The organism is Cupriavidus basilensis (assembly GCF_008801925.2).
In the GTDB taxonomy this organism is placed as follows: domain Bacteria; phylum Pseudomonadota; class Gammaproteobacteria; order Burkholderiales; family Burkholderiaceae; genus Cupriavidus; species Cupriavidus basilensis.
In genome coordinates this window covers 1,107,785-1,133,125 of the sequence record NZ_CP062804.1, presented here as the reverse complement: position 1 = coordinate 1,133,125, position 25,341 = coordinate 1,107,785, and the positions used below count along the sequence as shown (strand labels likewise).

Sequence of the window (25,341 nt, the reverse complement as noted above, 5' to 3'; positions counted from 1 at the left end):
GTGCACTGATACGGACGGGCTCGCATCCAGCTTGCGGAAATCATCTCCTTCCACCTTCTTCGTCTTCGTCCTGCCACCCGGCATGGCAAGGTCAGGCATCCAAGCTTTCGCGGCCACTCCCGCACGCCGCGCGAGGCTTGCGGCCATTGCAGGCGCCCCGATCGCCGCGTCTGTCCATAACCGAATCCACGACAACCGCCCAGCGGCAGGCAAGGCCGGGGAGGCAGTTGCCGGCGCGCGTCTTCGATCACCGTGCCGTGTTGCGGCTGCGCCTGTCCATGCCGCGTGGCCAGCGCATGCGCGTGTTTGCGCTTTCCGTCCACTTCCACCGATTCCGAGGTCCCTTCATGCACATCGAGCGGGTTCCCTTTCGCCATATCAGTGCCGCGACGGTTGCCGTAATTCTTGCTGCATGCGGACAGAAGCCCGCCGCGCCGCCGCCGCAGACGCTGGAGGTCGGCGTCGTCACCGTCAAGCCGGCCACCGTGCCCGTCACGTCCGAACTGCCGGGCCGCACCAGCGCCTTCCTGGTCGCGCAGGTGCGCGCGCGGGTCGACGGCATCGTGCTGCGCCGCGAGTTCACCGAGGGCGATGAAGTCAAGCTGGGCCAGCGCCTCTACAAGATCGACCCGACGCCCTACATTGCCGCGCTCAACAATGCCAAGGCCGTGCTGGCAAAGGCACAAGCCAACGTGGGCACGCAGAACGCACTAGTCCAGCGCTACAAGATCCTGGTGGCGGCCAACGCCGTGAGCAAGCAGGACTACGACAATGCCGTGGCCGCGCTGGGCCAGGCCGTGGCCGACGTGGCATCGGGCAAGGCGGGGGTGGAAACCGCGCAGATCAACCTGGGCTACACCGATGTCGTGTCCCCCATCAGCGGGCGCAGCGGCTTGTCGCAGGTGACGCCGGGCGCCTATGTGCAGGCCAGCCAGGCCACGCTGCTGACCACGGTCCAGCAACTGGATCCGGTCTACGTCAACCTGACGCAATCGAGCGTCGAGGGGCTGCGGCTGCGCCGCCAGATCCAGGAGGGCCGCCTGCAGACCACCGGCGCCAATGCCGCCAAGGTCACGCTGTTGCTGGAGGACGGACGCGCCTATCCGCAGCCCGGCCAGCTCCAGTTCACCGACGTGAGCGTGGACCAGAGCACGGGATCGGTGACGGTGCGTGCGATCTTCCCGAACAAGGATCGCGTGCTGCTGCCCGGGATGTTCGTGCGCGCGCGCATCGACGAGGGTGTCAACGACAAGGCCATCGTCGTGCCGCAGATCGGCGTCACGCATGATGCGAAGGGGCAGGCCGTGGCGCTGGTGGTCGGCCAGGACAACAAGGTGACGCAACGCCAGATTGTCACCACCGGCACCTACGGCAGCGGCTGGGTGGTGGACAGCGGCCTGCAGCCGGGCGATCGCGTGATCGTCAACGGCGTGGAGAAAGCCAAGCCGGGCATGACGGTCAAGCCGGTCGAAGCCCAGGTACCGGCACAGCCGGCCTCCGGCGCGCAGGCCATGGCTGGCGCCGGCGCGCCGGCGGCATCGGCGCCTTCCGCAGCATCGGCAGCATCGGCCGCGCAATAACCGGGAGCCAGCTTCATGGCAAAGTTCTTTATCGACCGGCCAATTTTTGCGTGGGTGATCGCGATCATCCTGATGCTGGCCGGCCTCGCCGCGACCACCACGCTGCCCATTGCCCAGTACCCCACGATTGCCCCGCCGGCCGTGCAGATCAGCGCCACCTACCCGGGCGCTTCCGCCAAGACCGTCGAAGACACCGTCACGCAGGTGATCGAGCAGCAGATGAGCGGCCTGGACCACCTGCTGTACCTGTCGTCGACCAGCGACGACTCCGGCACCGCCACCATCACGCTGACCTTCGCGGCCGGCACCAACCCGGACATTGCGCAGGTCCAGGTGCAGAACAAGCTGCAACTGGCCACCCCGCTGCTGCCGCAGGCCGTGCAGCAACTGGGCACCAAGGTCACCAAGTCGAGCAGCAGCTTCTTGCTGATCCTCGCCTTCGTGTCCAAGGACGGCAGCATGGGCCGCTACGACCTGGCGAACTACGTGGCGTCGAAGGTGCTGGACCCGGTCAGCCGGATCGACGGCGTCGGCACGGTGACGCTGTTCGGCTCGCAGTACGCCATGCGGATCTGGCTCGACGCGACCAAGCTGAACAACTACAGCCTGACCCCGATCGACGTCAAGAACGCGGTGGCCGCGCAGAACGTGCAGGTTGCCGGCGGCAGCCTGGGCGGCACGCCGTCGGTGCCGGGCCAGATGCTGCAAGCCACCATCACCGAGGCCACGCTGCTGCAAACCCCCGAACAGTTCGGCAATATCCTGCTCAAGGTGAATACCGACGGCTCGCAGGTGCGCCTCAGGGATGTGGCGCGCATCGAGCTGGGCGGCGAGAACTATAACTTCGACACCAAGTACAACGGCCAGCCGACCGCAGCCTTCGGCATCCAGCTCGCCACCGGCGCCAACGCGCTGGCCACGGCCAAGGCGGTGCGCGCCAAGATGGCCGACCTGCAGCGCTACGCACCGCAAGGCGTGGTGGTGGAGTATCCGTACGACATCACGCCGTTCATCACGCTGTCGATCGAGGAAGTGATCAAGACGCTGATCGAAGGCATCGTGCTGGTGTTCCTGGTGATGTACCTGTTCCTGCAGAACCTGCGCGCCACGCTGATCCCGACCATCGCGGTGCCCGTGGTGCTGCTGGGCACCTTCGCGGTGATGTCGGTGGTTGGCTTCTCGATCAACACGCTGTCGATGTTCGGCATGGTGCTGGCCATCGGCCTGCTGGTGGACGATGCGATCGTGGTGGTGGAAAACGTCGAGCGGGTCATGGCCGAGGAAGGCTTGTCGCCGCGCGACGCCACGCGCAAGGCCATGGAGCAGATCACCGGCGCGCTGGTGGGCGTGGCGCTGGTGCTCTCGGCGGTGTTCGTGCCGGTGGCATTCTCCGGCGGCTCGGTGGGGGCGATCTACCGGCAGTTCTCGCTGACCATCGTTGCCGCCATGGTGCTGTCCGTCCTGGTGGCCCTGATCCTGACGCCGGCGCTGTGCGCGACCATGCTCGAGCCGATCCCGAAAGGCCACCACGATGAAAAGACCGGCTTCTTCGGCTGGTTCAACCGCACCTTCGCCAGGAGCCAGAAGCAGTACCACGGCGGCGTGGAACACGTGATCCGGCGCTCGGGCCGCTGGCTGGTCATCTACCTGATGGTGATCCTGCTGGTGGGCTTGCTGTTCGTGCGGCTGCCGAAAGCCTTCCTGCCCGAAGAGGACCAGGGCACCATGTTCGTGCTGGTGCAGGCGCCCGTGGGCTCCACGCAGGAGCGTACCGCCAAGGTGCTGCTGGATGTGCAGGAGTACCTGCTCAACAGCGAGAAGGAATCCGTGGAAGCGGTGCTGACGGTCAACGGCTTCAGCTTTGCCGGGCGCGGCCAGAACTCGGGCCTGGTGTTCGTGCGGCTCAAGGACTTCTCCCAACGGGAGTCCGCCAATCTGAAAGCACCCGCTTTGGTCGGGCGGATTTTCGGGCACTTTGCGGGATACAAGGACGCCAACGTGTTCCCGTTGAACCCCCCTTCCATTCCGGAACTCGGCACGGCCGCAGGCTTCGACTTCGAGTTGCAGGACCGTGCCGGCGTGGGCCACGAAAAGCTGATGCAGGCGCGCAACATGCTGCTCGGCATGGCGGCCAAGGACGCGCTGCTGGCACAGGTGCGCCCGAACGGCCTGAACGACACGCCGCAGTTCAAGGTCGACATCGACCGCGAAAAGGCCAATGCGCTGGGCGTCAGCGCCGCCGACATCGACCAGACCTTCTCGACTGCCTGGGCGTCGCTATACGTGAACAACTTCCTCGATACCGACAACCGGATCAAGAAGGTCTACGTGCAGGGCGAACCGAGGTTCCGCATGAACCCGGAGGACCTGAACGCCTGGTACGTGCGCAATGCGGCTGGCACGATGGTGCCGTTCGGCGCCTTCGGCTCGGGGGCGTGGATCTTCGGCTCCCCCAAGCTCGAGCGCTTCAACGGCATCCCGGCGGTCGAGATCCAGGGCTCGGCGGCGGCGGGCAAATCGACCGGCCAGGCCATGAACGCCATGGAAGCCATCGCGCAGAAGCTGCCCGACGGCATTGGCTACGAATGGACCGGCTTGTCGTACCAGGAGCGCCAGTCCGGCTCGCAGGCGCCACTGCTCTATGGCATCTCGATCCTCGTCGTGTTCCTTTGCCTGGCCGCGCTGTATGAGAGCTGGTCGATCCCGTTCTCGGTGATCATGGTGGTGCCGCTGGGGATATTGGGCGCGCTGCTGGCCGCCACCCTGCGCGGGCTGGAGAACGACGTCTTCTTCCAGGTCGGCCTGCTGACCACGGTGGGGCTGTCGGCGAAGAACGCCATCCTGATCGTGGAGTTCGCCCGCGACCTGCGCGACCAGGGCATGAGCACCGTCGACGCGGCGGTGGAGGCGGCACGCCTGCGCTTGCGCCCGATCCTGATGACATCGCTGGCCTTCATCCTTGGCGTGCTGCCGCTGGCGCTCAGCAATGGCGCCGGCTCCGGCAGCCAGCATGCGATCGGCACCGGCGTGATCGGCGGGATGCTGACCGCCACCTTCCTCGCGATCTTCATGATCCCGATGTTCTTCGTCGTGATCGGCAAGTTCAGCAAGACCAAGCACAAGCCCGGGTCGCCGCCTGCGCCCGTCCCGTCCGGCCATGCGGGCGGCGGCAATGACGATGGCAGCGGTAGCAGCGACAGCAGCGACAGCGGCGCCGGCGCCGGCACGCCTGGCCAAGGACATTGAGATGCCCAGACTCGCACTGATCGCCACCGCCGCCACCGCCATCCTGGCCGCCGGCTGCACGCTCCAGCCGCGCTATGAGCGCCCCGCCGCCCCCGTTGCCCCCACCTTCCCGGCCGGCGGCGTCTACGACACCCAGCCGGAAGCCGCCAGTGCCACGGCCAACACGCCGGCCCCGGAGATCGGCTGGCGGGACTTCTTTACCGATGCGCGCCTGCAGCGCCTGCTGGAACTCGCACTCAAGAACAACCGCGACCTGCGCGTGTCGGTGCTGAACATGGAGGCGGCGCGCGCGCAGTACCAGATCAGCCGCGCCGGCCTGTTCCCGGCCGTCAACGCGGTGGCCTCGCAGAGCCGCTCGCGCACGCCGGAGAACCTGTCCTTCCTTGGCAAGACCATCTCCGGCGAGTATTCAGTTGGGCTCAGCGCGTCGTGGGAAATCGACTTCTTCGGCCGCATCCGCAGCCTGAACGACCAGGCCCTCGCGCAGTTCCTGTCGCTGGCGGAAAGCCGCAGGGCGGCGGAGCTGGCCTTGCTGTCGTCGGTGGCGAACCAGTACCTCACCATGCTCGGCTACGACGACGCGCTGGCCGTCACGCGCGCAACGCTGGTGACGGCCGAGGAGTCCTTGCGCATCACCAGCCTGCAGTTTGACGTCGGCACGGGCTCGGAGCTGGCCCTGCGCCAGGCCGAGGGCGTGGTCGAGCAGGCGCGCGCCAACCTGGAAACGGAAAGCCGGTTGCGCGCGCAGTCCGAGAATGCGCTGGTGCTGCTGGTGGGCGAGCCGCTGCCGGATGACCTGCCGCCTGGCCTGCCGCTCAACAGCCAGGCCCTGCTGGCCGACATCCCGGCGGGCTTGCCGTCCGACCTGCTGACCCGGCGCCCGGACATCGCCGCCGCGGAGCAATCGCTGCGGGCAGCCAATGCCAACATCGGCGCGGCGCGCGCGGCGTTTTTCCCGCGGGTGACGCTCACCGGCAGCGCGGGCACGCTCTCGCCCACGCTGGGCGGCTTGTTCAAGCCGGGCTCCGCCGCCTGGTCGTTCGCGCCGCAGATCACCTTGCCGATCTTCCAGGGCGGCCAGAACGTCGCCGCGCTGGACCTGGCGCAGGTACAGAAGCGCATCGAGATCGCCACCTACGAGAAGGCCATCCAGACCGCCTTTCGGGAGGTGTCCGATGGTCTGGCGGCGCGCGGCACCTTCGACAACCAGATCAAGGCGCTAGAGCGCTTCACCGGCTCGCAAGAACGGCGGCTGGTGCTGTCGGACCTACGCTTTCGCAACGGGGTGGACAGCTACCTGAGCGTGCTGACCGCGCAGAACGACCTCTACAGCGCGCAACTGCTGCTGATCAACGCCCGGCTGCAACGGCTGACCAACCTGGTCGATCTCTACCAGTTCCTCGGCGGCGGCTGGATCGAGCATGCGGGCGACACGCCTCGCCCTTCGGACGCGCCGCTCGACTACAGCGCGAACGCGCCGGGCCCGGCGGCCGCGCCGTAGCGTGCCCGCCGTGTGTCCGCAGCGTGTCCGTCAGGCCAGCCGCTGGCAGCTATACGCCTCGGTCCGGTAGGGAAACGCCACGCTGGCCTTGCCGGCCAGCGCCGGGCTGCCGTCGATCACGGCCAGCAGCCGGGCGCGCACCGCGTCCTGCTCCGCGGCCGGCAGCGAGGCAATGAAGCTGACCGACATCACCCGGTCCACGATCACCTGCTGCGCGGGACCAACGTGCTCGTAAGGCAGGCTGGCCAGCCCCAGCTCGCCGAAGCCGCTGGCCGGGAACACCTTCTTCCAGTCACCCTTGTAGAAGCGCGGCGCGTCGCCCTCGAGCGGGGTCATGATGGCGGTCAGCTGCGCCACCCAGTCGACCGACTCATCGCGCACGTTCCACACCAGGCCGAGCTTGCCACCCGGGCGCAGCACACGGCCGATCTCGGCCATGGCCGCGGCGTTGGCAAACCAGTGGAACGCCTGCGCGCAGACCACCGCGTCGACGCTGGCGTCGGGCAGCGGGATGGCCTCGGCCGTGCCCGCCAGCGCCTGCACGGCGGGCAAGGCGGCGCTTAGCTGGGCGCGCATCGCCGCCACGGGTTCCACCGCGATCACGCTGGCGCCGGTGGCCAGCAGCAGGCGGCTGAACTTGCCGGTGCCGGCGCCCAGGTCCAGCACCGTCTTGCCGGGCTGCAGGCCAAGCTCCGTCGTCAGCCAGGCGCCAAGCGCGCTCGGATAGTCGGGGCGCCCGCGGGCGTAGGTATCGGCCTGGCTGGAAAAGCCCTGGGCAGCGGCGTGGTGGATGTCGGTCATGGTGTGCGTCTCTCTCTCGTGCGTTGGACAGGCACTCCGGAGCCAGCCCCTTGCCGCAGCGGCCCTGGAGTGGGGCAAGGAAGTGGAACTAGAACGAAGGCACCGGGTTCTCGCCCTGGCTTACCTGATACTTGCCGTCCTGGAAGCGATAGCGCACCACCGCATCCAGCGATTTGCGCCGCGGCTTGGCCGCGCCTCCCGGTACTTTGACCTCCTGGCCCCGGAACGTCACGGTCAGGTCACCCGGCGTGTCCGCGCCAAGGGCAAATGCCGGTTTGCCCTCTACCGCAAAGCAGACCTGCTCGCCGGCGTCCTGGCTATCCGCGCCGCGTTGCGCGAGCACGTCGGACTTGCCTGACAGCGCCTGCTCGCATGGCTCGAGCGCGCCGGCATTCTCCGCGCTCATGGCCTCGCCGGCCAGCAGGGTGGAGATCTGCCCCGGCGCCAGGCGATAGAACGAGGCCCAGCTGCCGCAATAGCCTTGCCAGCAACCGCCCCAGGTCAGGGTGAGCGCAAAGTCCGTGGCCGATATCTGCGCGATCGAGGACTCGCCGAGCGAGCCTCGCCCGCCTGAGAAGTCGTAGCCATCAACACGCCGGCTGAGCCGCCATCCGCCGGGGCTTTCGCCACTGGCCGTGGCCTCGCGCGTAAAGAAGTACGCGCCCAGCCAGGCACCCGCCGCGTAGCTATTGTTGCGCGTGCCGCCTTCCTCCACCACCATGCCCTCGGTCAGCATCACCGCATGGGTGTCGTCCAGCCGGATCACCTGGATCGGCTTGACATCGATGGTGCCCTCCACCAGCGGCGGCTCGCCCGTGCCCTTGTAGTCCGGGTCCGGCAACGCGGCGCGCACCACGCGGCCTTTGTCGTCGTCGCGCCAGGCGGGAAAGGCCAGCAGGATCAACGCCTCGCGCTTGAGGGTGTCAGCCTGCGCCACCGCGGCGGAGGCCGGCGCGGCCTGCGCGGAAGCAGCGCCAGCCGCCGCGGGCGGGGCCTCATGCCGCGAGCAGGCGGACAAGCCAAGGCAAAGCGCCAGGGCCGGCGCCAGCATCCGCCTGGCAATATGTCGGGAATCCGCGGAGGCGGCACCAAGCGAGCAAAAGGTCATGTTGACGGCGGGCGCAAGGGCCGCGGCTGCGCGGCCAGGAATAGGGAGGCAAAGCGGGAGGCAAAGCGAGAATCACGCACAGCAGGAACCGCAGGAACCGTGGAAACCTTGGGAAAGGGCCACGCGGATACCGCGCACCGCACTATCCGCGAGCCGGTCCGCGCCGTCAAGGCGGGCCGGCTGCCATCCGGGCCCTCAAGCCGGGGTGTTGGGCGTAGAGGCAGAGCCCATGGCGGCCTCCAGCGCGGGCAGGTTGCCCTCGCCGAAGCCATGGTAGTTGTCGCGCTGGACGATTTCGAAGAAGAACTCGCCGGCCTCGCGGCGTGCAAAGGCTTGCAGGAAGGCCTCGCGCGTGCCATCGGCACGCAGCGCACCGTCTACCAGGATGCCGTAGCGCCGCAGGGCCGCCAGATCCAGCCCGTGGCCCGGCACGCGTGCGTCGACAGTGTCGTAGTAGGCCGCGGGCGGCTCGACAAAGCGCACGCCGTTGCGCGCCAGGGCGGCGGCGCTGGCCACCAGGTCGTCGGTCGCCAGCGCAATATGCTGGATGCCCTCGCCATGATGCCCTGACAGGTAGTGCTCCATCTGGTCGTGGCGCTGCGTGCCTTTCTCGTAGATCGGGATGCGGATCAGGCCGCAGGGCGAGAGCAGCACGCGGGAATCGCTCGCGACATGCCAGCCGGCATTGACCTCATGGATCTCGCGAAAGCCCAGCACCTTGCGATAGAAATCGAGCCACTCCTCCAGATGCCCGGGGTCGACCGCCTGCGTCACGTGATCCACGCGGGCCAGGCCAGCGCCAGCGGTGGTAGTGGCGGCAGTATCCGTGGCGGCAGGCGCCAGCGCGCGGAAATCCACATCGTAGATGGAGATGTCGCCCACGTCGCCGGGCCGCCCCTCCTTGCCGCGCCAGCGGTCGATAAAGTAGATGATGGAGCGGCCAATGCCCTGGATGGCCGGGATATTCAGCTCCATCGGGCCAACCGTGCCGGCCTCGAACGGCCATGCACCGGCATCGACCGCGCGCGCGAATGCCGTGGCGGCATCGTTCACGCGGATGCCGACCGCGCAGATCGAGAGGCCATACTCGGAGGCATAGCGGGTGGCAAAGGAATCCGGCTCCGCGTCAACGATGAAATTCATCTCGCCCTGGCGGAACAGCTTCACGTTCTTGTGCCGGTGCTGGGCGATGGCACGAAAGCCGAAACGCTCGAAGGTACGCCCAAGCGCCGCGGGATCGGGGGACGCAAATTCGACGAACTCATAACCCATGATGCCCAGCGGGTTCTCCCAAGGCTGGAAATCGTCGGCGCGCGGCGAAAAAACGTCTGCCGGTCGGCTCATGTGTGCTCCTTTCTATGTGGTCCGTGGTGGCTGCGGGTGTGAGCCATCATAGCAAGGGCCATGGCTTCGCTCTAGCCCGGGCGCCGTGCCCCCCGTGGCGCCGTGCCGGGGTCGGCCGTCGGCCGTCGGCCGTCGGCCGTCGGCAGCCGAAGCGTAGCCGGCGCCCCGCGTGCCAACAATGGGAGCGCCCCGGCCTGTCGCGCTATTCGTGCGCCGACGCGCGATGAACGCACAAATCAAGGGTAAACCCTTATCTTCGATACCATCCCCGCAAAATGGGCTCATCCACCGGGGCAAACCCGAATTTCGCCCCATAAGCGCGCACATACGTCCGCCTATCGCGCATATTGCGCACTACACCTCTTGGTTCGCCTCATTTCACCGCTTAAGCTTGCGCTACCCACCTCGCTTCCGCGTTGCGGAACAGACAGCAACAAGCAGCAGGCAACAGGTAATACGGACACCACCATGATCGACGGCAAGACCACCCTCATCGCGCATATCGGCTACCCCACCGAGTCCTTCAAGGCGCCGATGATCTACAACCCCTGGTTCGCGCAGCGCGGCATCAATGCCGTCGTGGTGCCCATGGGCCTGAAAGCCGAGCACTTCGCCGAGGGCTTGCGCACGCTGTTCCGGCTGACCAACCTGCGCGGCGCGCTTATCACCATGCCGCACAAGGTCTCCACCATGGCGCTGGTGGACGCGCTCACCCCGACGGCCCGCATCGCCGGTGCCTGCAACGCGGTACTGCTGCGCGACGACGGCACCCTGCTCGGCGATCAGTTCGATGGCGCGGGCTTCGTGCGCGGCATCCAGCGCAAAGGCTGCCAGCTGCAGGGCGCCAGCGTGCTGGTGTCCGGCTGCGGCGGCGTGGGTTCGGCCATTGCCGCGTCGCTGGCCGGCGCCGGGGTGGCGCGGCTAGGCCTGTTCGATGCGCGCGACGCCTCGGCGCAGGCACTGGCCGCGCGGCTGCAGGCGCACTACCCGCAATTGCAGGTCGGCACCGGCTCGAACGATCCTGCCGGCTACCAGCTGGTGGTCAACGCCACGCCGCTGGGCATGAACGAGGCCGATCCCCTGCCCTTCGACGTCAGCCGCATCGACCCGCAAGCCTGGGTAGGCGAGGTGGTGATGAAGACGGAGTACACGCCTTTGCTGCGCGCGGCGCTGGAGCGCGGCTGCCAGGTCCAGGTGGGCACCGACATGTTGTTCGAGATGATTCCTGCCTATCTTGAATTCTTTGGTTTTGGCACGGCGACGGCCGAGGAATTGCGCGCCGTTGCCAGGATTGCCTATTGAGTGTTTGCCATTCGTGCGGTTTTCACTGTGAATTCAACGGCTTAACTGCTTAACTGCTTAAAGTCAAAGGCGGTTTCACCTCCCCTGCGGGGAGGCGACCTACTTTCTTGTCTTGCCAAGAAAGTAGGCAAAGAAGGCGCGCCGGATGGGGCGACTACCCCAGAGCGCCCCATACGGCCTGGGTGAACCTTCACGGCTCGCTTCGCATCGCGCTGGGGTGATTCCCGCCCTTCGTGCGGGATCACGGCTACACCGAATCGATGTTCAAAATCTCCTGCCGGTTGGCTCCCCTCCCCCACTTGTGGGAGGGGCCAGGGGAGTGAGAGAGACAGCCGTCGTCATGGCACGCGGCTTTGGCCTGTGCTTCGGCTTCGGCTTCGGCTTGTGCATTGGATTTGTCAGGCCGGCGTGCCCGCCAGTTTCGCGGCGATGAACTGCAACGCCAGTCCGTACCCCTGGGTGCCGAACCCCGCCATTACCGCCTCCGCGATATCCGACAGGTAGGAGTGGTGGCGGAACGCCTCGCGCTTGTGGACATTCGAGATATGGACCTCGACGAAGGGAATGGCGACTCCGGCAAACGCGTCGCGGATCGCCACGCTGGTGTGGGTGAAGGCGCCTGGATTGATCAGGATAAAGCTGACGCCTTCGGTGCGCGCTGCGTGGATGCGATCGACGATGGCGCCCTCATGGTTGCTCTGGAAGCAGGCCAGGGACAGACCCAGCTGGCCGGCCTGCTGGCGCAGGCTGGCCTCGACATCGGCTAGCGTGGTCGAGCCATAGATCTGCGGCTCGCGCGTGCCCAGCAGGTTCAGGTTGGGCCCATTCAGGACGAGTACGGATTTCATGGTGGTTCCTCTGGTTTCCTCTGATGGGTCTGGTTGATTGTTGCCGGCCGGTTGCCGCCGGCGTGAAGACACCCGGCTCAGGCGTCCATCGTCTCGACAATGCGCCCGCTGCGCGCGGCTTCGGCGATGGCTTCGGTCACGCGCAGATTCTGCAGCCCGTCATGCACGGTGACAAGCGGCGCGGCAGCGCCGCGGATCACATCGCAGAAATGCGCGAGCTGGCGCGCGAGCGGGTCCTCGCGCGTGAGCTCGACCACGCTGGCCAGCAAGGGCTTGAACCACGAGCGGTCCTGGTCTTGCGCATAGGTCTTGAGCCGCATGGTGGGCACCGCGAGCGAGCCGCGCGTGCCGGCAATCACATAGCAATCCTCGTCCGGATAGCTGGCATAGTCCGCGTTCTCCCGCGAAGTCTGCTCCCAGCTGCGCGCCGAAGCCGCGCTATCGGACAGCATGAACGTGCCGAGCGCGCCGTTGGCAAAGCGCAGGTTGATCGCCACCGTGTCCTCGACCGGAAACTGCCGCGCGGCGTTCGACGCCATCGCCTGCACCGCCACGATTTCGCCGCACAAGGCCCGCAGGTTGCCGATCTCGTGAATCATGTTGATCAGGATCGGCCCACCGCCGCGCTGGCGGCGCCACGGCGCCGCCGCGAAGTAGTCATCGGGCTTGCAGAACATCGCCGTGCCAACCACCGCCACGGGCGTGCCCAGCACGCCTTCCTGCACGATCGCGCGCGCGCGGGCCAGCAGCGGGCTGTGCGCGCGGTGATGTCCTACCAGCAGCTTTGCATTGGCGGCCTCGGCTGCCCGGCGCAGGCGCATGCCCTCTTCCAGGCTGTGCGCCACGGGCTTCTCGATCAACGCCGGAACGCCCGCGCGCAAGCAGGCCAGCGCGCCTGCCACATGCAGCTTGTTTGGCGTGGCGAGGATCACGCCATCGAGCCGTTGCGCTGCAAGGAGTGCATCTAGCGAAGCGTACAAGGGCACGCCCGTCGCGCGCGCCACCTCGGCCGCGGCCGCTGCGGGGTCGGCAATGGCAGCCAGCTCGCAGGCCGGGCTGGCCTGCACCAGTTCCATATGGCGGCGGCCAATCAGGCCGGCGCCGGCAATGCCGATTCTGAGCTTTGTCATTTGCTGTGCTGGTGAGGGATGACTGTGGGGTGACCCCGGGTGAGCCCCCGGGTGAATCCCATCTCCGGCCGCCTGGACGGGGGCCATCGGCACAGCGTACTGTTATACGTCGATACGATAATCAGGCGTCATGGAAACTCACAATGTCCCATCAGCGAACAATGATCCCTTCCTCCGGGATCTACGCCTGTTCTGCACCGTGGCCCGGCGCGCCAGCTTTAGCGCCGGCGCCAACGAGATGGGCCTGTCCGCCGCGCATGTGAGCAAGCGCATCGCCGCCCTCGAGACCATGCTCGGCGTCAAATTGTTCCACCGCACCACGCGCCGTGTCAGCGTGAGCGCCGACGGTGAAGCGGCCTTCCTGTGGGCGCAGAAGATCCTGGATGACGTCGAAAGCATGCTGGAAGCGGTTGGCGGCGCAAGCGCGGAGCCACGGGGCCTGCTGCGCATCAGCACCAGCTTGCGGCTCGGGCGCGACCACCTCTGCCCGGCGCTGTCCCTGCTGCGCCAGCGCCATCCCGCGCTCGAAGTCTGGCTGGAACTGCTGGACCGCCGCGTCGACCTGATCGCCGAGAACTTCGACCTCGACATCCGCGTGGGCGAGGTCCTGGAACCTCACCTGATTGCCCACAAGATCGCCCCGGGCAGCCGCATCCTGTGCGCCGCGCCCGCCTACCTGGCCCGGCACGGCCCGCCCCGGACGCTCGCGGAACTGGCACAGCACGACTGCCTGCCGTTTCGGGACCGCGACCAGCGCTTCGGGGTGTGGCGCATGGCCGGGCCCAGCGGCACGGAAACCGTCAAGATCACCGGGCCCATGGCGTCCAACCACAGCGATATCGTGCGCCAATGGGCGCACGAAGGCTACGGCATCATCATGGCCTCGATATGGGACGTGGCCAGCAGCATCCGCAGCGGCGCACTGGTGCGCGTGCTACCCGCGTACCACCAGCCGGCCGACGTATGGGCGGTGACCACCGCGCGCGCCTCAAGCTCGGCCAAGATGCGGGCCTGCATCGATTTCCTCAAGGCGCAGCTGACGCAAGGACCACACGCGCTGGCAACCAGCCTGGAAGCCGGAGCAGAGTAGCGTGCCGCACCTTGGAAAAAAGGGCGTGAACCGACACCAACCAGCGTCGAATGATCTAAAAATCACTTTTCTGATCGGGCAGACAACCCCGGTGAGGCTGCCACACCCCTGAGACGGACGTGGAATCCGACCACTCCTCGCAACGGATTGGGGTGCTATCCCTCTGGTAGAAACCCGACTTTTGCGCGCATATCGCCCCGTCTGCGCGAATAGCGCGCAAATTGCGAGAATTCGCCTTGTCGACGATCAAGGGATCGCTTAATTTCCAGCCAACAATGATTGGAGACGAAATTGGCTACTACCCTCAATGACCGTGACCTGCACGGCGAGCGCCAAACCAAGAAGGCGACTGCAAGCGGCTGGATCGGCTCGGCACTCGAGTACTACGATTTCTTCATCTACGCGACGGCGGCGTCGCTGATCTTCCCCCAGATCTTCTTCCCCTCGGGCAACCCCAAGGTCGCCATCGTTGCTTCGCTGGCAACCTACGGTGTCGGCTATATCGCCCGGCCCATCGGCGCCCTCTTCCTGGGCCACTGGGGCGACACTCATGGGCGCAAGAACGTGCTGGTGCTGTGCATGTTCCTGATGGGCTTCTCGACCGTGGCAGTCGGCCTGCTGCCGACCTACAGCCAGGTTGGCATGCTCGCGCCGGTGCTCCTGGTAATCCTGCGCCTGATCCAGGGCTTCGCGGTCGCCGGTGAAATCTCCGGCGCCAGCTCGATGATCCTGGAGCACGCGCCGTTCGGGCGCCGCGGCTACTACGCCAGCTTCACGCTCCAGGGCGTGCAGGCCGGCCAGATCCTGGCCGCCGCAGTCTTCCTGCCGCTCGCCTATTACATGCCGTCGGACGCGTTCAATGCCTGGGGCTGGCGCATTCCCTTCCTGCTGAGCGCCGGCGTGCTGGTGGCCGGCTTCATCATCCGCCGTGAAGTCTCCGAGACGCCAGCGTTTGCCAAGGAAGCCAAGGCTGGCGAAGTGGTGCGTTCGCCCATCATCGAAGCCTTCAAGTTCAGCTGGCGCGACATGGTCCGCGTGGTGTGCATGTCCCTGATGAACGTGATCCCGGTGGTAGCCACGATCTTCGGCGCGGCCTATGCGGTGCAGCCGGCGTACGGCATCAGCTTCGACAAGAGCCTTTACCTGTGGATTCCGGTGGCAGGCAATATTCTCGCGGTGCTGGTCATTCCGATTGTCGGCAACCTCTCCGACAAGATCGGCCGCAAGCCGCCGGTCGTCATTGGCGCGCTTAGCTCCGGGTTGCTTTCCTTCCTCTATCTCTACGCCATCAGCATCCATAACGTGCCGCTTGCCATCGTGGCATCGCTGTTGATGTGGGGCATCGTCTACCAGGGCTACAACGCGGTTTTCCCGAGCTTCTTCCCCGAGCTGTTCCCGACACGCTCGCGCGTGTCGGCCATGGCCATCGCGCAGAATATCGGCACCGCCGTGACCGCCTTGCTTCCCGCGCTGTTCGCCACCGTGGCACCTCCGGGATCGACCGATATCCCGCTGACGATCGGCGCGATTACCCTCGCCGTGACGATCGTTGCCGCCCTGGCAGCCCTGAGTGCCCGCGAAACCCACCGCATCCGCATGAGCGAGCTCGGCGAGCCCAACGCCGCCCCCATGGACAAGCAGGACTACGACCGGCTGCGCGCCGAGGCCATGGGCGAGACAAAGGTGGCCCGGGCAACCGCCTGAGCGCACCACAGCCTGGCTAGGGAGCACAGAGCAGCCGGTCCGCCGCGGACCAGCGCTCCCTGAAGCCAGGGTCTACCTCCGCCGCCCACCACCGATATGCACTAGTTGGCGATATCGGCGATACCGCCGATATCACGGCCCTGTCACGCTCCTTTCACCGGATGTCGGTGCGATCGCACGCACCGAAGGGGGGCCCGTTTCTCCGAAAGCGCTGAAACAAGAAAAGCGCAATCGAATGAAATTGAATCGAATCGAATCGAATTGAATTACCAAGCCCACGTTTTTAAAAAAACAATACCAATATTGATATCCATATGAAAAGTATCTGGAGGAGTATCGACATGAACAAGAAAGCCGCCGCCCTGCTCGTTCTGGGGAGCGCCGCCCTGCCCGCATTCGCCCAGCAATCCGGCGTCACCCTGTATGGTCTTGTCGACACCACCATCCGCTACAGCACCCATGCGAACGCCGCCGGCAACAGCAAGTGGGAAATGACCGATGGCGAACTCACCGGTAGCCGCTGGGGCCTGCGCGGCACCGAAGATCTCGGCAATAACCTGAAGGCCTTTTACATCCTCGAATCGGGTTTCAGCCCGGATACCGGCAGCAGCCAGCAAGGCGGCCGCCTGTTCGGGCGCACCGCGGTGATCGGCCTGGACGGCGATTTCGGCAAGCTTGCGCTGGGCCGGCAATACACGCTCGCCCACGAAATCCTGTCCTCCTACGAGGCCATGGCCTTCGCCAACAACTCCATCGTCGGCTACCAGGGCGGCAACTACACCGGCCTGCGCTACGACAACACCATCAAGTACATCAAATCGTTCGGCGGGCTGCAGGCGGCGGCGGCCTATACCTTCGGCGAGGTCGCGGGCAGCATCAAGGCCAGCAACGCCAGTGCCGGATCGCTGGTCTACAGCACCGGGCCCATCGAGGTTGGCGCCGTCTACCAGGTCACGCACGATGTCTCCTCCGCCTTCTTCGGCGCCGTGCCAGCCGCGCAGGCCAGCAAGCAAACCGTGTGGGGCCTGGGGGGTACCTGGAAGGCGTCGCGCGCGCAGTATTACCTGGGCTATACCAACAACCGCCTAGATGTAGCCGACTACCGCAACAACGTTGGCTATATCGGCGCGCGCGTGAATATCACCGAAGCGCTCAGCTTGATCGGCACCTTCCAGTACGACTGGCTCAAGCATGCCGGCGAGAGCGGCAAGCGCATGACCACCGCGGGCATGCTGGACTACAACTTCAGCAAGCGCACGGACGTCTATGTGGCAGTCGATTACACCCACCTGAGCGGCGCCTGGATCCCGCTGAACAGTTCGCCAAACTTCAACAACAGCGGCAATACGTTCGGCAACACGACCCGGCTGGGCTTCATGGCCGGCCTTCGCCACAAGTTCTGAGGCGCGTAGCCGGACCTAGACAGGCAAGCAGACAGTCCGACAAATACCGACAAGAATTCCGACAAGACTCGCATGCTCAATATCCTGGCGATCATCGCGCCGATCTACATCCTCATCCTGATGGGATTCGCGACGACCCGCGCCGGGCTGTTTGCCAAGGCCGACATGCGCGTGCTCGGGAAGTTCGTGATCAACCTGGCATTGCCGGCGCTGCTATTGCGCGCGCTGTCGCAACGCCAGGTTGGCGAGATTCTCAACGTCAGCTACCTGCTTGCTTATTGTATCGGGTCGTGGGCGGTGATCGGCCTGGGCTATGCCTGGTGCCGCCGCGTCAGCCGGCTGAATCCGGCCACCAGCGCGTTCTATGCGATGGGCATGTCGTGTGCGAACAGCGGGTTCATCGGCTATCCCATCCTCCTGTTGACGCTGGCGCCGGTAGCGGGCGTTTCGCTCGCGCTCAACATGGTGGTGGAAAACCTGCTGGTGATTCCTTTCCTGCTCTTTATGGCGGAGCGCAAACCGGGCAGCGCGGGCCGGTGGCAATCGTTAGGCAAAGCGCTGGCCCGGCTGATCTGCAACCCGCTGATCCTTGGCTTGCTCGCGGGGCTGACGGTGTCGGTGCTTGGCTTGACATTGCCCGCGCCGGTCACGCGTACCGTCGATACGCTGGCAAGCGCCTGCAGTGCGCTCTCCCTGTTTGTCATCGGCGGCACGCTGGTCGGACTGCCCATGGGCGGGCTCGGCTCGCGCATTGTGCCCATAGTCGTGGGCAAGCTGGTGCTGCATCCGTTGTGCGTATTGCTGGCGATCACGATGCTGCCGATGCTCGGGCTGCCCGAGATCGACCGCTCGCTTAGCGCAGCGGCTGTGCTGATGGCGGCCATGCCCATGATGGGCATCTACGCCACCCTGGGCCAGGCCTACGGGCAGGAAGATTTCAGCGCTGTGACCTTGCTGATCACAACCATCGCTTCCTTCTTCACGCTCAGCGCTTTGCTCTTTTTGCTCGGCGCATTTCACGCGCTCCCCTGACAGGCCTGCCGGGTGCGGCGAGTCTCACAACACCCGCATGATCGAGATCGCCGTATCCTGCAGCACCCGCAGCACCCGCTCCAGGGCCTGCTCCGCGCTCTCGTCCCCGATCTGCATATTCACGCTGAGCGCGGCGATCACCTTCCCATGGCGATCCCGCAGCGGCACCGCCACTCCCCGCACGCCGATCTGCAACTGCTGCTCGACCAGGGCATAGCCCTGCGCGCCGGCACGGCGGATTTCCGCCATCAGCCGGTCCTGCTGCATGATGGTGTACGGCGTGTAAGGCGTGAGCACGCAGCCTTCCAGCCAGGCCTTGACCTTATCCTCCGGCTCGGACGCCAGCATCATCACGCCGGCGGACGCCAGCGGCGCCGGCACGCGCGCGCCCAGCACGAAGCCTGTGTTCATCACCCGGCTGGTGCCGGTGCGGCAGATAAACACCAGTTCCCAGTCGTCCAGCACGCTCAGGTAAGCCGGCTCGCCAACGGCGGCGGTGATCTGCTGCAGGAAGGGCTGCACGGTGCGCGGCAGGCGCGCGGAGTCGAAGTACGACCAGCCGACCTTGAGCACGCGTGGGGTGAGGCTGAACAAGGTGCCATCGCTGGTGGTATAGCCCAGATGCTCCAGGGTCAGCAGGTAGCGCCGCGCCGCGGTGCGCGTGAGACCGGTGAGCTGTGCCGCCTGCGTGGGCGTCAGGCGCGGATGGTCGTTATCGAATGCCTCCAGGATGGCCAGGCCCTTCTCCAGCCCGGCAATCCAGTCCCGACGGCTCAATGGTGCTTTATCCATAGCGAAAACCCTAGTCCCGAGCGCCAGTCGCTCGCATACGCGCGATTGTCGCACGTCTACGCGCGAATTGCGCTTGTTGTCACCTACGATCAGTCCTAATCTTGCCCCACACGAAGCACGCAGGATCTGACATGGACACCACCGCCTGGCGCCACCCGAAATCGATCGCTACCGTATCGCTCTCCGGCACGCTCCCTGAAAAACTCGAGGCCGCCGCCGCGGCCGGCTTCGATGGGGTCGAGATCTTCGAGAACGACCTGCTGAACTTCGACGGCTCGCCAGCCGACGTGCGCCGCATCGCGGCCGACCTCGGCCTGGCCATCATGCTGTACCAGCCCTTCCGCGATTTCGAGGCCATGCCGGATGCGATCCGCGAGCGCAACATGGCGCGGGCCGAGCGCAAGTTCGACGTGATGGAAGAGCTCGGTGCGCGCATGGTGCTGGTCTGCAGCAATGTGCAGGAGATCACCATCGACGATCCCGCGCGCGCGGCAGCCGACCTGCGCGCCATGGCCGAGGCCGCGGCAAAACGCGGGCTGTCGGTCGCCTACGAGGCGCTGGCCTGGGGCCGCCACACCCGGCGCTGGCGCCAGGCGTGGGAGATCGTGCGGCAGGCCGACCACCCCGCGCTGGGCCTGGTGCTGGATAGCTTTCACACCCTCGCGCTTGGCGACACGCTCGAAGGCATCGGCGAAGTGCCGGCGGAAAAGCTCTTCTTCATGCAACTGGCCGACGCGCCGCGGATGAGCATGGACGTGCTGTCGTGGAGCCGGCATTACCGCAATTTCCCCGGGCAGGGCGATCTGGCTGTCACCGAGTTTGCGCGCGCGGCAATGGACGCGGGCTATCGCGGGCCGCTCTCGCTGGAGATCTTCAATGACGAATTCCGAGCGGCACCCGCGCGCCTGACCGCGCTCGATGGGCTGCGCTCACTGATCTGGCTCGAGTCCGAGGCGGGCGGCCCGCCCCTGCCGGCGCCGCCGCGCTTTGGCGGCGTGGACTTCCTGGAGTTCGCGGTGGACTACGTGACCGGGCGCGAGCTGGGCGCGCGCCTGCGCTCGCTGGGCTTTGGCCATGCGGGCCGCCACCGCTCCAAGGCGGTGGAGCTCTACCGGCAGGGCGGCGTCAACATCATCCTCAATGCCGAGCAGGACAGCGCCGCGGCCGAGCACTTCCAGTTGCACGGCCCCTCCGTGTGTGCGCTGGGCCTGAAGGTGGACGATGCCCAACGCGCCGTCACGCGTGCCCGGGCCCTGTTGTGCAAGGAGTGGCGCGAGCGCATCGGCCCGCACGAGCGCAGCATTCCGGCATTGCGCGCGCCTGACGGCATGCTGTTCTACCTGATCGACGAACAGGGCTCGGACCGCAGCATCTACGAAAGCGACTTCGTGCTCGAACCTGGCGGCGCCGGCAGCGCGGGCGCGGGGCTGATGGCCATCGACCATATCGCCCAGGCGCTGCCGCCGCACAGGCTCGACAGCTTCGTGCTGTTCTACAAGACGGTGTTTGGCCTGCAGGCGCAGGCGCTGCACGAAATCGCCGATCCCTACGGACTGGTCAAGAGCCGCGCCATGGTCAGCGCGGAGCAGAGCCTGCGGATTCCGCTCAATGTCTCGGAGAGCAGCCGCACCGCGACCGGCCGGTTCATCACCGCCTACTCGGGCTCGGGCATCCACCACATCGCATTCCGCACGCCGGATCTGTGCGCGACGCTGGCGCAGGTCGTGCCCGCCGAGGCCGCCATGCTCCACGTGCCGGACAACTACTACGACGATGTCGGCGCCCGGCTCGGGCTGGACGATGCCGCGCTGGAACGCCTGAGGCAACACCAGCTGCTGTACGACCGGGATGCCGGTGGTGAATTCCTGCACGCATACACCGAGCCCTTCCACGACCGCTTCTTCTTCGAGCTGGTGCAGCGCGATGGCTACCTCGGCTTCGGCGCGGCCAACGCCTCGCTGCGCATGGCCGCGCAAGCCCTGGCCAGCCGCAACCGCCAGGCCCGTCCGGCCTGAAGCCGGCGGCGTCATCCCTTATCGGAGCCTCACAATGGAGCCTCACATGCAAGATCCCTGCATCATCTCAGTCGCCATCACCGGCTCGGTGCCCCGCAAGAAAGACAATCCCGCCATCCCGATCTCGGTGGCCGAGCAGATCGAGAGCACGCAGCAGAGCTTCGAGGCAGGCGCCACGCTGGTGCATCTGCACGTGCGCGACGATGCCGGGAATTCCAGCTCGGACCCGGCGCGCTTCGCCGCGCTGCAGGAAGGCATCCGCAAGTATTGCCCGGGCATGATCGTGCAGTTCTCCACCGGCGGGCGCGGGCGCGCCATGGAGCAGCGCGGCGCCATGCTCGACCTGCGCCCGGACATGGCCTCGCTGGCCACGGGCTCGGTCAACTTCCCCACCACCGTCTACGAGAACCCGCCCGACTTCGTGCGGGCGCTGGCCAAGGCCATGCGCGATTACCACATCAAGCCCGAGATCGAGATCTTCGACCTGGCGATGCTCTACAACACGGCGGACCTGGTCAAGGAGGGCTTGCTGCTGCCTCCGGTGCATGTGCAATTTGTGTTCGGCATCAAGAATGCGCTGCCGGCGCGCAAGGACATCCTCGAATTCCAGGTGGCGCAACTGGGCAAGGTACTGCCCGGCGCGACCTGGACCGCGGCGGGCATCGGCCGGCACCAACTGGAGGTCAATCACTGGACGCTCCAGCTCGGCGGCCACTGCCGCACCGGCCTGGAAGACAATGTGCGCTGGGACAAGGACACATTGGCCGCCAGCAACGCGCAGCTGGTGGGCCGGGTGGCGGCGCTGTGCGCACAGTACGGCCGCGCCGTGGCCACGCCGCAAGAGGCTCGCCAGCTGCTCGGCCTGGCATGAGCTTCTTACCCAACCGTTTTGATCGCCACGCATCTCGTGCTACCGTAGAGAAGACCGGATCCGGAGCCGAAAACGGCTCAACGCAAACTTGGATTTCGATAATCTCTTCTTCGTGGGCTTCATGGGCGCCGGCAAGACCACCATCGGCAGGACGGTGGCGCGCCGGCTCGGGCTGCCTTTTTTCGATTCCGACCACGAAATCGAGGCGCGTTGCGGCGTGCGGATACCCACGATCTTCGAGCTGGAAGGCGAGGAAGGCTTTCGCGAGCGCGAAAGCCGGGTGCTGGATGAGCTCAGCCAGCGCCGCGGCATCGTGATGGCCACCGGCGGCGGCGCCGTGCTGCGCCCGGAAAACCGCGAGATGCTGCGCTCGCGCGGCTGCGTGATCTACCTGTGCGCCTCGCCCGCCGAGCTGTGGCACCGCACGCGGCGCAACCGCAACCGCCCGTTGCTGCAGGTTGCCAACCCGCGCGCCACGCTGGAAGCGCTGTTCCAGGTGCGCGACCCGCTCTATCGCGAGACGGCGCACCTGATCATGCCCCCGCATGGCGACAGCGTGGCGAATGCCGCCGGCCGCGTGCTGGAGCGCCTGGGCTTGAGCGAGCGGGTTCTGCCGCCTCCGGTCGATCCCTGAAGCCGCCCCGGCGCCGCGTGCCGGCTACAGCACTATTTCCCATTACCGCCAGCGTCAGTGCTGCATGCCCCAGCGGCGCACGGTCACACGCTCCAGCGTCCTGAACACCAGGTTCTCCACCAGCAGCCCGATCAGGATCACCATGGCCAGGCCGGCGAAGACGCGGTCGGTGTACAGCTCATTGCGGTTCTGGAAGATGTACCAGCCCAGCCCGCCCTTGCCCGACGATGCGCCAAACACCAGCTCCGCCGCGATCAGCGTGCGCCAGGCAAAGGCCCAGCCTATCTTCAGCCCGGACAGGATGGCCGGCAGCGCGGCGGGCACCAGGATCAGCAGCACGTAGCGCAGCCCGCGCAGGCCGTAGTTGCGCCCGGCCATGCGCAAGGTGGCCGGCACCCCGCGAAAGCCCGCATAGGTATTGAGCGCCAGCGGCCACAGCACCGAATGGATCAGCACGAACACCAGGCTCTTGCTGCCAAGGCCAAACCACAGCAGCGCCAGCGGCAGCAGCGCAATGGCCGGCAGCGGATTGAACATGGCGGTGAGCGTGTCCAGCACATCGCGCCCCAGCTCGGTCGACACCGCCAGCGTGGTCAGCACGAAGGCCAGCACAATGCCGCCGGCATAGCCTTGCAGCAGCACCGACATGGAGATGCCGGCCTTGGCCAGCAGCTCGCCATTGCCGATGCCTTCGGCAAAAGCGCGTGCGGTGGCGAGAAAGCCCGGCAACAGCAGGTCGTTGTCCTGCACGCGCGCGATGATTTCCCACAGGCAGGCCAGCACCACCAGGATCAGCGCCTTGCGCAGCCAGCCCTGCTGCCACAGGCGTTGCGGCCAGGGCAAGGCGCGCGCCACCGGCAAGGCGGTGAAGGGCTCGAGCTTGCGCTCGTATTCGGCGCGGACCACCGTGGTGGCGGAAAGAGAGGTGGTGCTCGTGTATGTACTCGTCATGGTCAATCCTGGCGGGCGTTCAGCGCGCCTGCGCGGTGCGCGCCGGCGACGGCGCCGGGTGCGGCGCTTCGTCGAACAGCAGATGGTGGATGCGTTGCGCGGTAGCCTGGAACTCCGCCCCGCCCTGGCTGGCCAGGTCGAACTGGTGGCTGTTGAGCTCGGCGCGCACGCGCCCCGGATGCGGCGACAGCAGCAGGATGCGGCTGCCCACCACCAGCGCCTCTTCGATCGAATGCGTGACAAACAGCAGCGTGAAGGCGGCGTCGTGCCACAGCGCCAGCAACTCCTCCTGCATGCGCCGGCGCGTAAGCGCATCCAGCGCGGCAAAGGGCTCGTCCATCAGCAGTACCTTGGGGCGCATCGCCAGCGCGCGGGCAATCGCCACGCGCTGCTTCATGCCGCCCGACAGGGTATGCGGATAGGCATCGGCAAAGTTGGCCAGCCCCACCTTGTCGAGGAAATGCAGTGCGCATTCGGACGCCTCGCAGCGCGACATGCCGCGCGACTGCATGAGCGGGAACATCACGTTCTGCCGCACCGTCTTCCAGGGCGGCAACTGGTCGAACTCCTGGAACACCACGATGCGGTCGGGGCCGGGCGCGCTGACGGGCGCACCTTCGAGCCGGATCTCGCCCTCGCACGGCGCAACGAAGCCCGCCACGGCCTTGAGCAAGGTCGACTTGCCGCAGCCCGACGGGCCGAGCAGCACAAAGCGATCGGCCGCATGGACATCGAAGCTGACCTGATGGGTGGCACGCACCACGCGCTCGGGGGTGCGGTATTCCAGCGAGACGCCGTCGACCTGCAACAGCGGCGCGGGGGCAGCGCGGGCGGAAACCACGCGTAGCGGGGAAGGTTGCGCGCTCATGTCAGCTGCCCTGCGCGGTGACCGGATCCTGGAAGAAATAATCCTGCCAGGATTCCGGCTGGTTGCGGATGGCGCCCACCCGGTGCATGAACTCGGCCAGCGCAAAGGTGTTCTGCGGCGCAACCTTGAACTGCACCTGCGGGTTCTTCAGGATCTTGACCAGCAGCGCGCGATCGATCTTGGCCTTGTTGACGCGGATATACAGGTCGGCGGCGGCTTCCGGGTTGGCGGTGGCAAACCTGGCCGCCTCGGCCAGCGCATCGACAAAGGCGCGGTAGGTCTTGGGGTTGTCGTTGCGGAATTTCTCGGTGGCATAGAGCACCGTGGCCGAGCTAGGGCCGCCCAGCACGTCATACGAGTTGAGCACGATGCGCGCATTGGGATTGCCGGCCAGCTCCTGCTCCTGGAACGGCGGGTTGCCGAAGTGGCCGCTGATCTCGGTGCCACCGGCGATGATGGCCGCAGCGGCATCGGGATGCGGCACCGCCACCGTCCACTTGTCCAGCCGGTTGAATTCCTTGTCGCCCCATTGCTTGGCCGCAGCCAGTTGCAGCACGCGCGACTGCACCGAGACCGATACCGCGGGCAGCGCGATGCGGTCCTTGTCGGTAAAGTCGGCGATGGTCTTGACCTTGGGATTGTTGCTGACCAGGTAGTAAGGGAAGTTGCCGAGCGATGCCACGCCCTTCACGTTCTGCTTGCCGTGCGTGCGGTCCCACACCGTCAGCAAGGGGCCCACGCCCGCGCCGGCGATATCGATGGCGCCGGACAGCAGCGCATCGTTGACGGCGGCGCCGCCGGAGAGCTGGGTCCATTCCACCTTGACGTCCACGCCCTGCTGCTTGCCTTGCTTCTCGATCAGCTGCTGGTCGCGCGCCACGTTGAGCAGCAGGTAGACCACGCCGAACTGCTCGGCGATGCGGATCTTCCCCTCCGCGTGGGCCGCGCCCGTGGCCGCCATGCCGGCGGCGAGCGTCAGCGCGACGACGCCACGCGGCCAGCGGGCGGAGAAAAGACGGGAACGTAGCAGGGACATGCGGGACTCCGGTGGATATTGTGAGTATTGCGGATACTGTGGATACGATAAAAGCCGTGAATTCGGCAGCGTGCAGGAGACGGGC

General features: G+C 66.4%; 20 protein-coding genes. 11 read left to right on the top strand and 9 right to left on the bottom strand.

What is annotated here, in order from left to right:
• Positions 1 to 347: 347 nt before the first annotated feature.
• Genes F7R26_RS25925 through F7R26_RS25915 form a run of 3 tightly spaced genes read left to right on the top strand, consistent with a single transcriptional unit; the run spans position 348 to position 6,327 of the window.
• Positions 348 to 1,580 (top strand): efflux RND transporter periplasmic adaptor subunit, encoded by a 1,233-nt coding sequence (locus F7R26_RS25925; RefSeq protein ID WP_150987277.1) that lies wholly within the window; start codon positions 348 to 350, stop codon positions 1,578 to 1,580.
• Positions 1,581 to 1,595: 15 nt separating this feature from the next.
• Complete coding sequence (locus F7R26_RS25920) at positions 1,596 to 4,826, top strand: efflux RND transporter permease subunit (protein WP_150987242.1); 3,231 nt, start codon at positions 1,596 to 1,598, stop codon at positions 4,824 to 4,826.
• Position 4,827: 1 nt separating this feature from the next.
• Complete coding sequence (locus tag F7R26_RS25915) at positions 4,828 to 6,327, top strand: efflux transporter outer membrane subunit (protein WP_150987240.1); 1,500 nt, start codon at positions 4,828 to 4,830, stop codon at positions 6,325 to 6,327.
• Positions 6,328 to 6,357: 30 nt separating this feature from the next.
• On the opposite strand, the gene F7R26_RS25910 is transcribed toward F7R26_RS25915, so the two are convergent.
• From F7R26_RS25910 to F7R26_RS25900, 3 genes are all read right to left on the bottom strand, one after another.
• Complete coding sequence (locus F7R26_RS25910) at positions 6,358 to 7,128, bottom strand: class I SAM-dependent methyltransferase (protein WP_150987238.1); 771 nt, start codon at positions 7,126 to 7,128, stop codon at positions 6,358 to 6,360.
• A gap of 88 nt (positions 7,129 to 7,216) precedes the next feature.
• Positions 7,217 to 8,236: a hypothetical protein gene (locus F7R26_RS25905; RefSeq protein ID WP_150987236.1), complete on the bottom strand. Its 1,020-nt coding sequence runs from the start codon at positions 8,234 to 8,236 to the stop codon at positions 7,217 to 7,219.
• 195 nt (positions 8,237 to 8,431) lie between these two features.
• Positions 8,432 to 9,580: a 4-hydroxyphenylpyruvate dioxygenase family protein gene (locus F7R26_RS25900; RefSeq protein ID WP_150987234.1), complete on the bottom strand. Its 1,149-nt coding sequence runs from the start codon at positions 9,578 to 9,580 to the stop codon at positions 8,432 to 8,434.
• A 468-nt stretch (positions 9,581 to 10,048) separates the two neighbouring features.
• Here F7R26_RS25900 and F7R26_RS25895 point away from each other — a divergent pair, with 468 nt between their 5' ends.
• On the top strand, positions 10,049 to 10,882 hold the full coding sequence (locus F7R26_RS25895) for a shikimate dehydrogenase family protein (protein WP_150987232.1): 834 nt from the start codon (positions 10,049 to 10,051) through the stop codon (positions 10,880 to 10,882).
• A 398-nt stretch (positions 10,883 to 11,280) separates the two neighbouring features.
• Here the strand turns inward: F7R26_RS25895 and aroQ are convergent, their stop codons facing one another.
• Together aroQ and F7R26_RS25885 are read right to left on the bottom strand one after the other, a co-directional pair.
• Positions 11,281 to 11,730 carry a type II 3-dehydroquinate dehydratase gene (aroQ, locus tag F7R26_RS25890; protein WP_150987230.1) on the bottom strand — a complete coding sequence of 150 codons (450 nt, stop codon included), beginning with the start codon at positions 11,728 to 11,730 and terminating at the stop codon, positions 11,281 to 11,283.
• Positions 11,731 to 11,807: 77 nt separating this feature from the next.
• Positions 11,808 to 12,860 (bottom strand): Gfo/Idh/MocA family protein, encoded by a 1,053-nt coding sequence (locus F7R26_RS25885; RefSeq protein ID WP_150987228.1) that lies wholly within the window; start codon positions 12,858 to 12,860, stop codon positions 11,808 to 11,810.
• 130 nt (positions 12,861 to 12,990) lie between these two features.
• On the opposite strand from F7R26_RS25885, the gene F7R26_RS25880 reads away from it, so the two are divergent.
• The 4 genes from F7R26_RS25880 to F7R26_RS25865 all read left to right on the top strand — a co-directional run bounded on the left by F7R26_RS25880 (position 12,991) and on the right by F7R26_RS25865 (position 18,089).
• Positions 12,991 to 13,950, top strand: coding sequence for a LysR family transcriptional regulator (locus F7R26_RS25880; protein WP_150987226.1), 960 nt, complete (start codon positions 12,991 to 12,993; stop codon positions 13,948 to 13,950).
• Positions 13,951 to 14,241: 291 nt separating this feature from the next.
• A complete protein-coding gene (locus tag F7R26_RS25875) occupies positions 14,242 to 15,654 on the top strand; it encodes an MFS transporter (RefSeq protein WP_150987224.1) in 1,413 nt (470 codons plus the stop codon).
• Positions 15,655 to 15,995: 341 nt separating this feature from the next.
• Positions 15,996 to 17,057 carry a porin gene (locus tag F7R26_RS25870; RefSeq protein ID WP_150987222.1) on the top strand — a complete coding sequence of 354 codons (1,062 nt, stop codon included), beginning with the start codon at positions 15,996 to 15,998 and terminating at the stop codon, positions 17,055 to 17,057.
• A gap of 72 nt (positions 17,058 to 17,129) precedes the next feature.
• Positions 17,130 to 18,089, top strand: coding sequence for an AEC family transporter (locus F7R26_RS25865; protein ID WP_150987220.1), 960 nt, complete (start codon positions 17,130 to 17,132; stop codon positions 18,087 to 18,089).
• A 24-nt stretch (positions 18,090 to 18,113) separates the two neighbouring features.
• On the opposite strand, the gene F7R26_RS25860 is transcribed toward F7R26_RS25865, so the two are convergent.
• A complete protein-coding gene (locus F7R26_RS25860; protein ID WP_150987218.1) occupies positions 18,114 to 18,881 on the bottom strand; it encodes an IclR family transcriptional regulator domain-containing protein in 768 nt (255 codons plus the stop codon).
• A 131-nt stretch (positions 18,882 to 19,012) separates the two neighbouring features.
• Between F7R26_RS25860 and F7R26_RS25855 the strand changes: the two genes are divergently transcribed.
• From F7R26_RS25855 to F7R26_RS25845, 3 genes are all read left to right on the top strand, one after another.
• Positions 19,013 to 20,896 (top strand): bifunctional sugar phosphate isomerase/epimerase/4-hydroxyphenylpyruvate dioxygenase family protein, encoded by a 1,884-nt coding sequence (locus tag F7R26_RS25855; RefSeq protein ID WP_150987216.1) that lies wholly within the window; start codon positions 19,013 to 19,015, stop codon positions 20,894 to 20,896.
• 46 nt (positions 20,897 to 20,942) lie between these two features.
• Positions 20,943 to 21,767 (top strand): 3-oxoadipate:acetyl-CoA acetyltransferase, encoded by an 825-nt coding sequence (locus F7R26_RS25850; RefSeq protein ID WP_150987214.1) that lies wholly within the window; start codon positions 20,943 to 20,945, stop codon positions 21,765 to 21,767.
• 88 nt (positions 21,768 to 21,855) lie between these two features.
• On the top strand, positions 21,856 to 22,401 hold the full coding sequence (locus tag F7R26_RS25845) for a shikimate kinase (RefSeq protein WP_150987212.1): 546 nt from the start codon (positions 21,856 to 21,858) through the stop codon (positions 22,399 to 22,401).
• Between the two features lie 54 nt (positions 22,402 to 22,455).
• Here F7R26_RS25845 and F7R26_RS25840 read toward each other — a convergent pair whose 3' ends face one another.
• Genes F7R26_RS25840 through F7R26_RS25830 form a run of 3 tightly spaced genes read right to left on the bottom strand, consistent with a single transcriptional unit; the run spans position 22,456 to position 25,256 of the window.
• Positions 22,456 to 23,352 (bottom strand): ABC transporter permease, encoded by an 897-nt coding sequence (locus F7R26_RS25840; protein WP_150987210.1) that lies wholly within the window; start codon positions 23,350 to 23,352, stop codon positions 22,456 to 22,458.
• 19 nt (positions 23,353 to 23,371) lie between these two features.
• Positions 23,372 to 24,220 carry an ABC transporter ATP-binding protein gene (locus F7R26_RS25835; protein ID WP_150987208.1) on the bottom strand — a complete coding sequence of 283 codons (849 nt, stop codon included), beginning with the start codon at positions 24,218 to 24,220 and terminating at the stop codon, positions 23,372 to 23,374.
• A 1-nt stretch (position 24,221) separates the two neighbouring features.
• Positions 24,222 to 25,256: an ABC transporter substrate-binding protein gene (locus tag F7R26_RS25830; RefSeq protein WP_416351364.1), complete on the bottom strand. Its 1,035-nt coding sequence runs from the start codon at positions 25,254 to 25,256 to the stop codon at positions 24,222 to 24,224.
• Between the last annotated feature and the right edge of the window lie 85 nt (positions 25,257 to 25,341).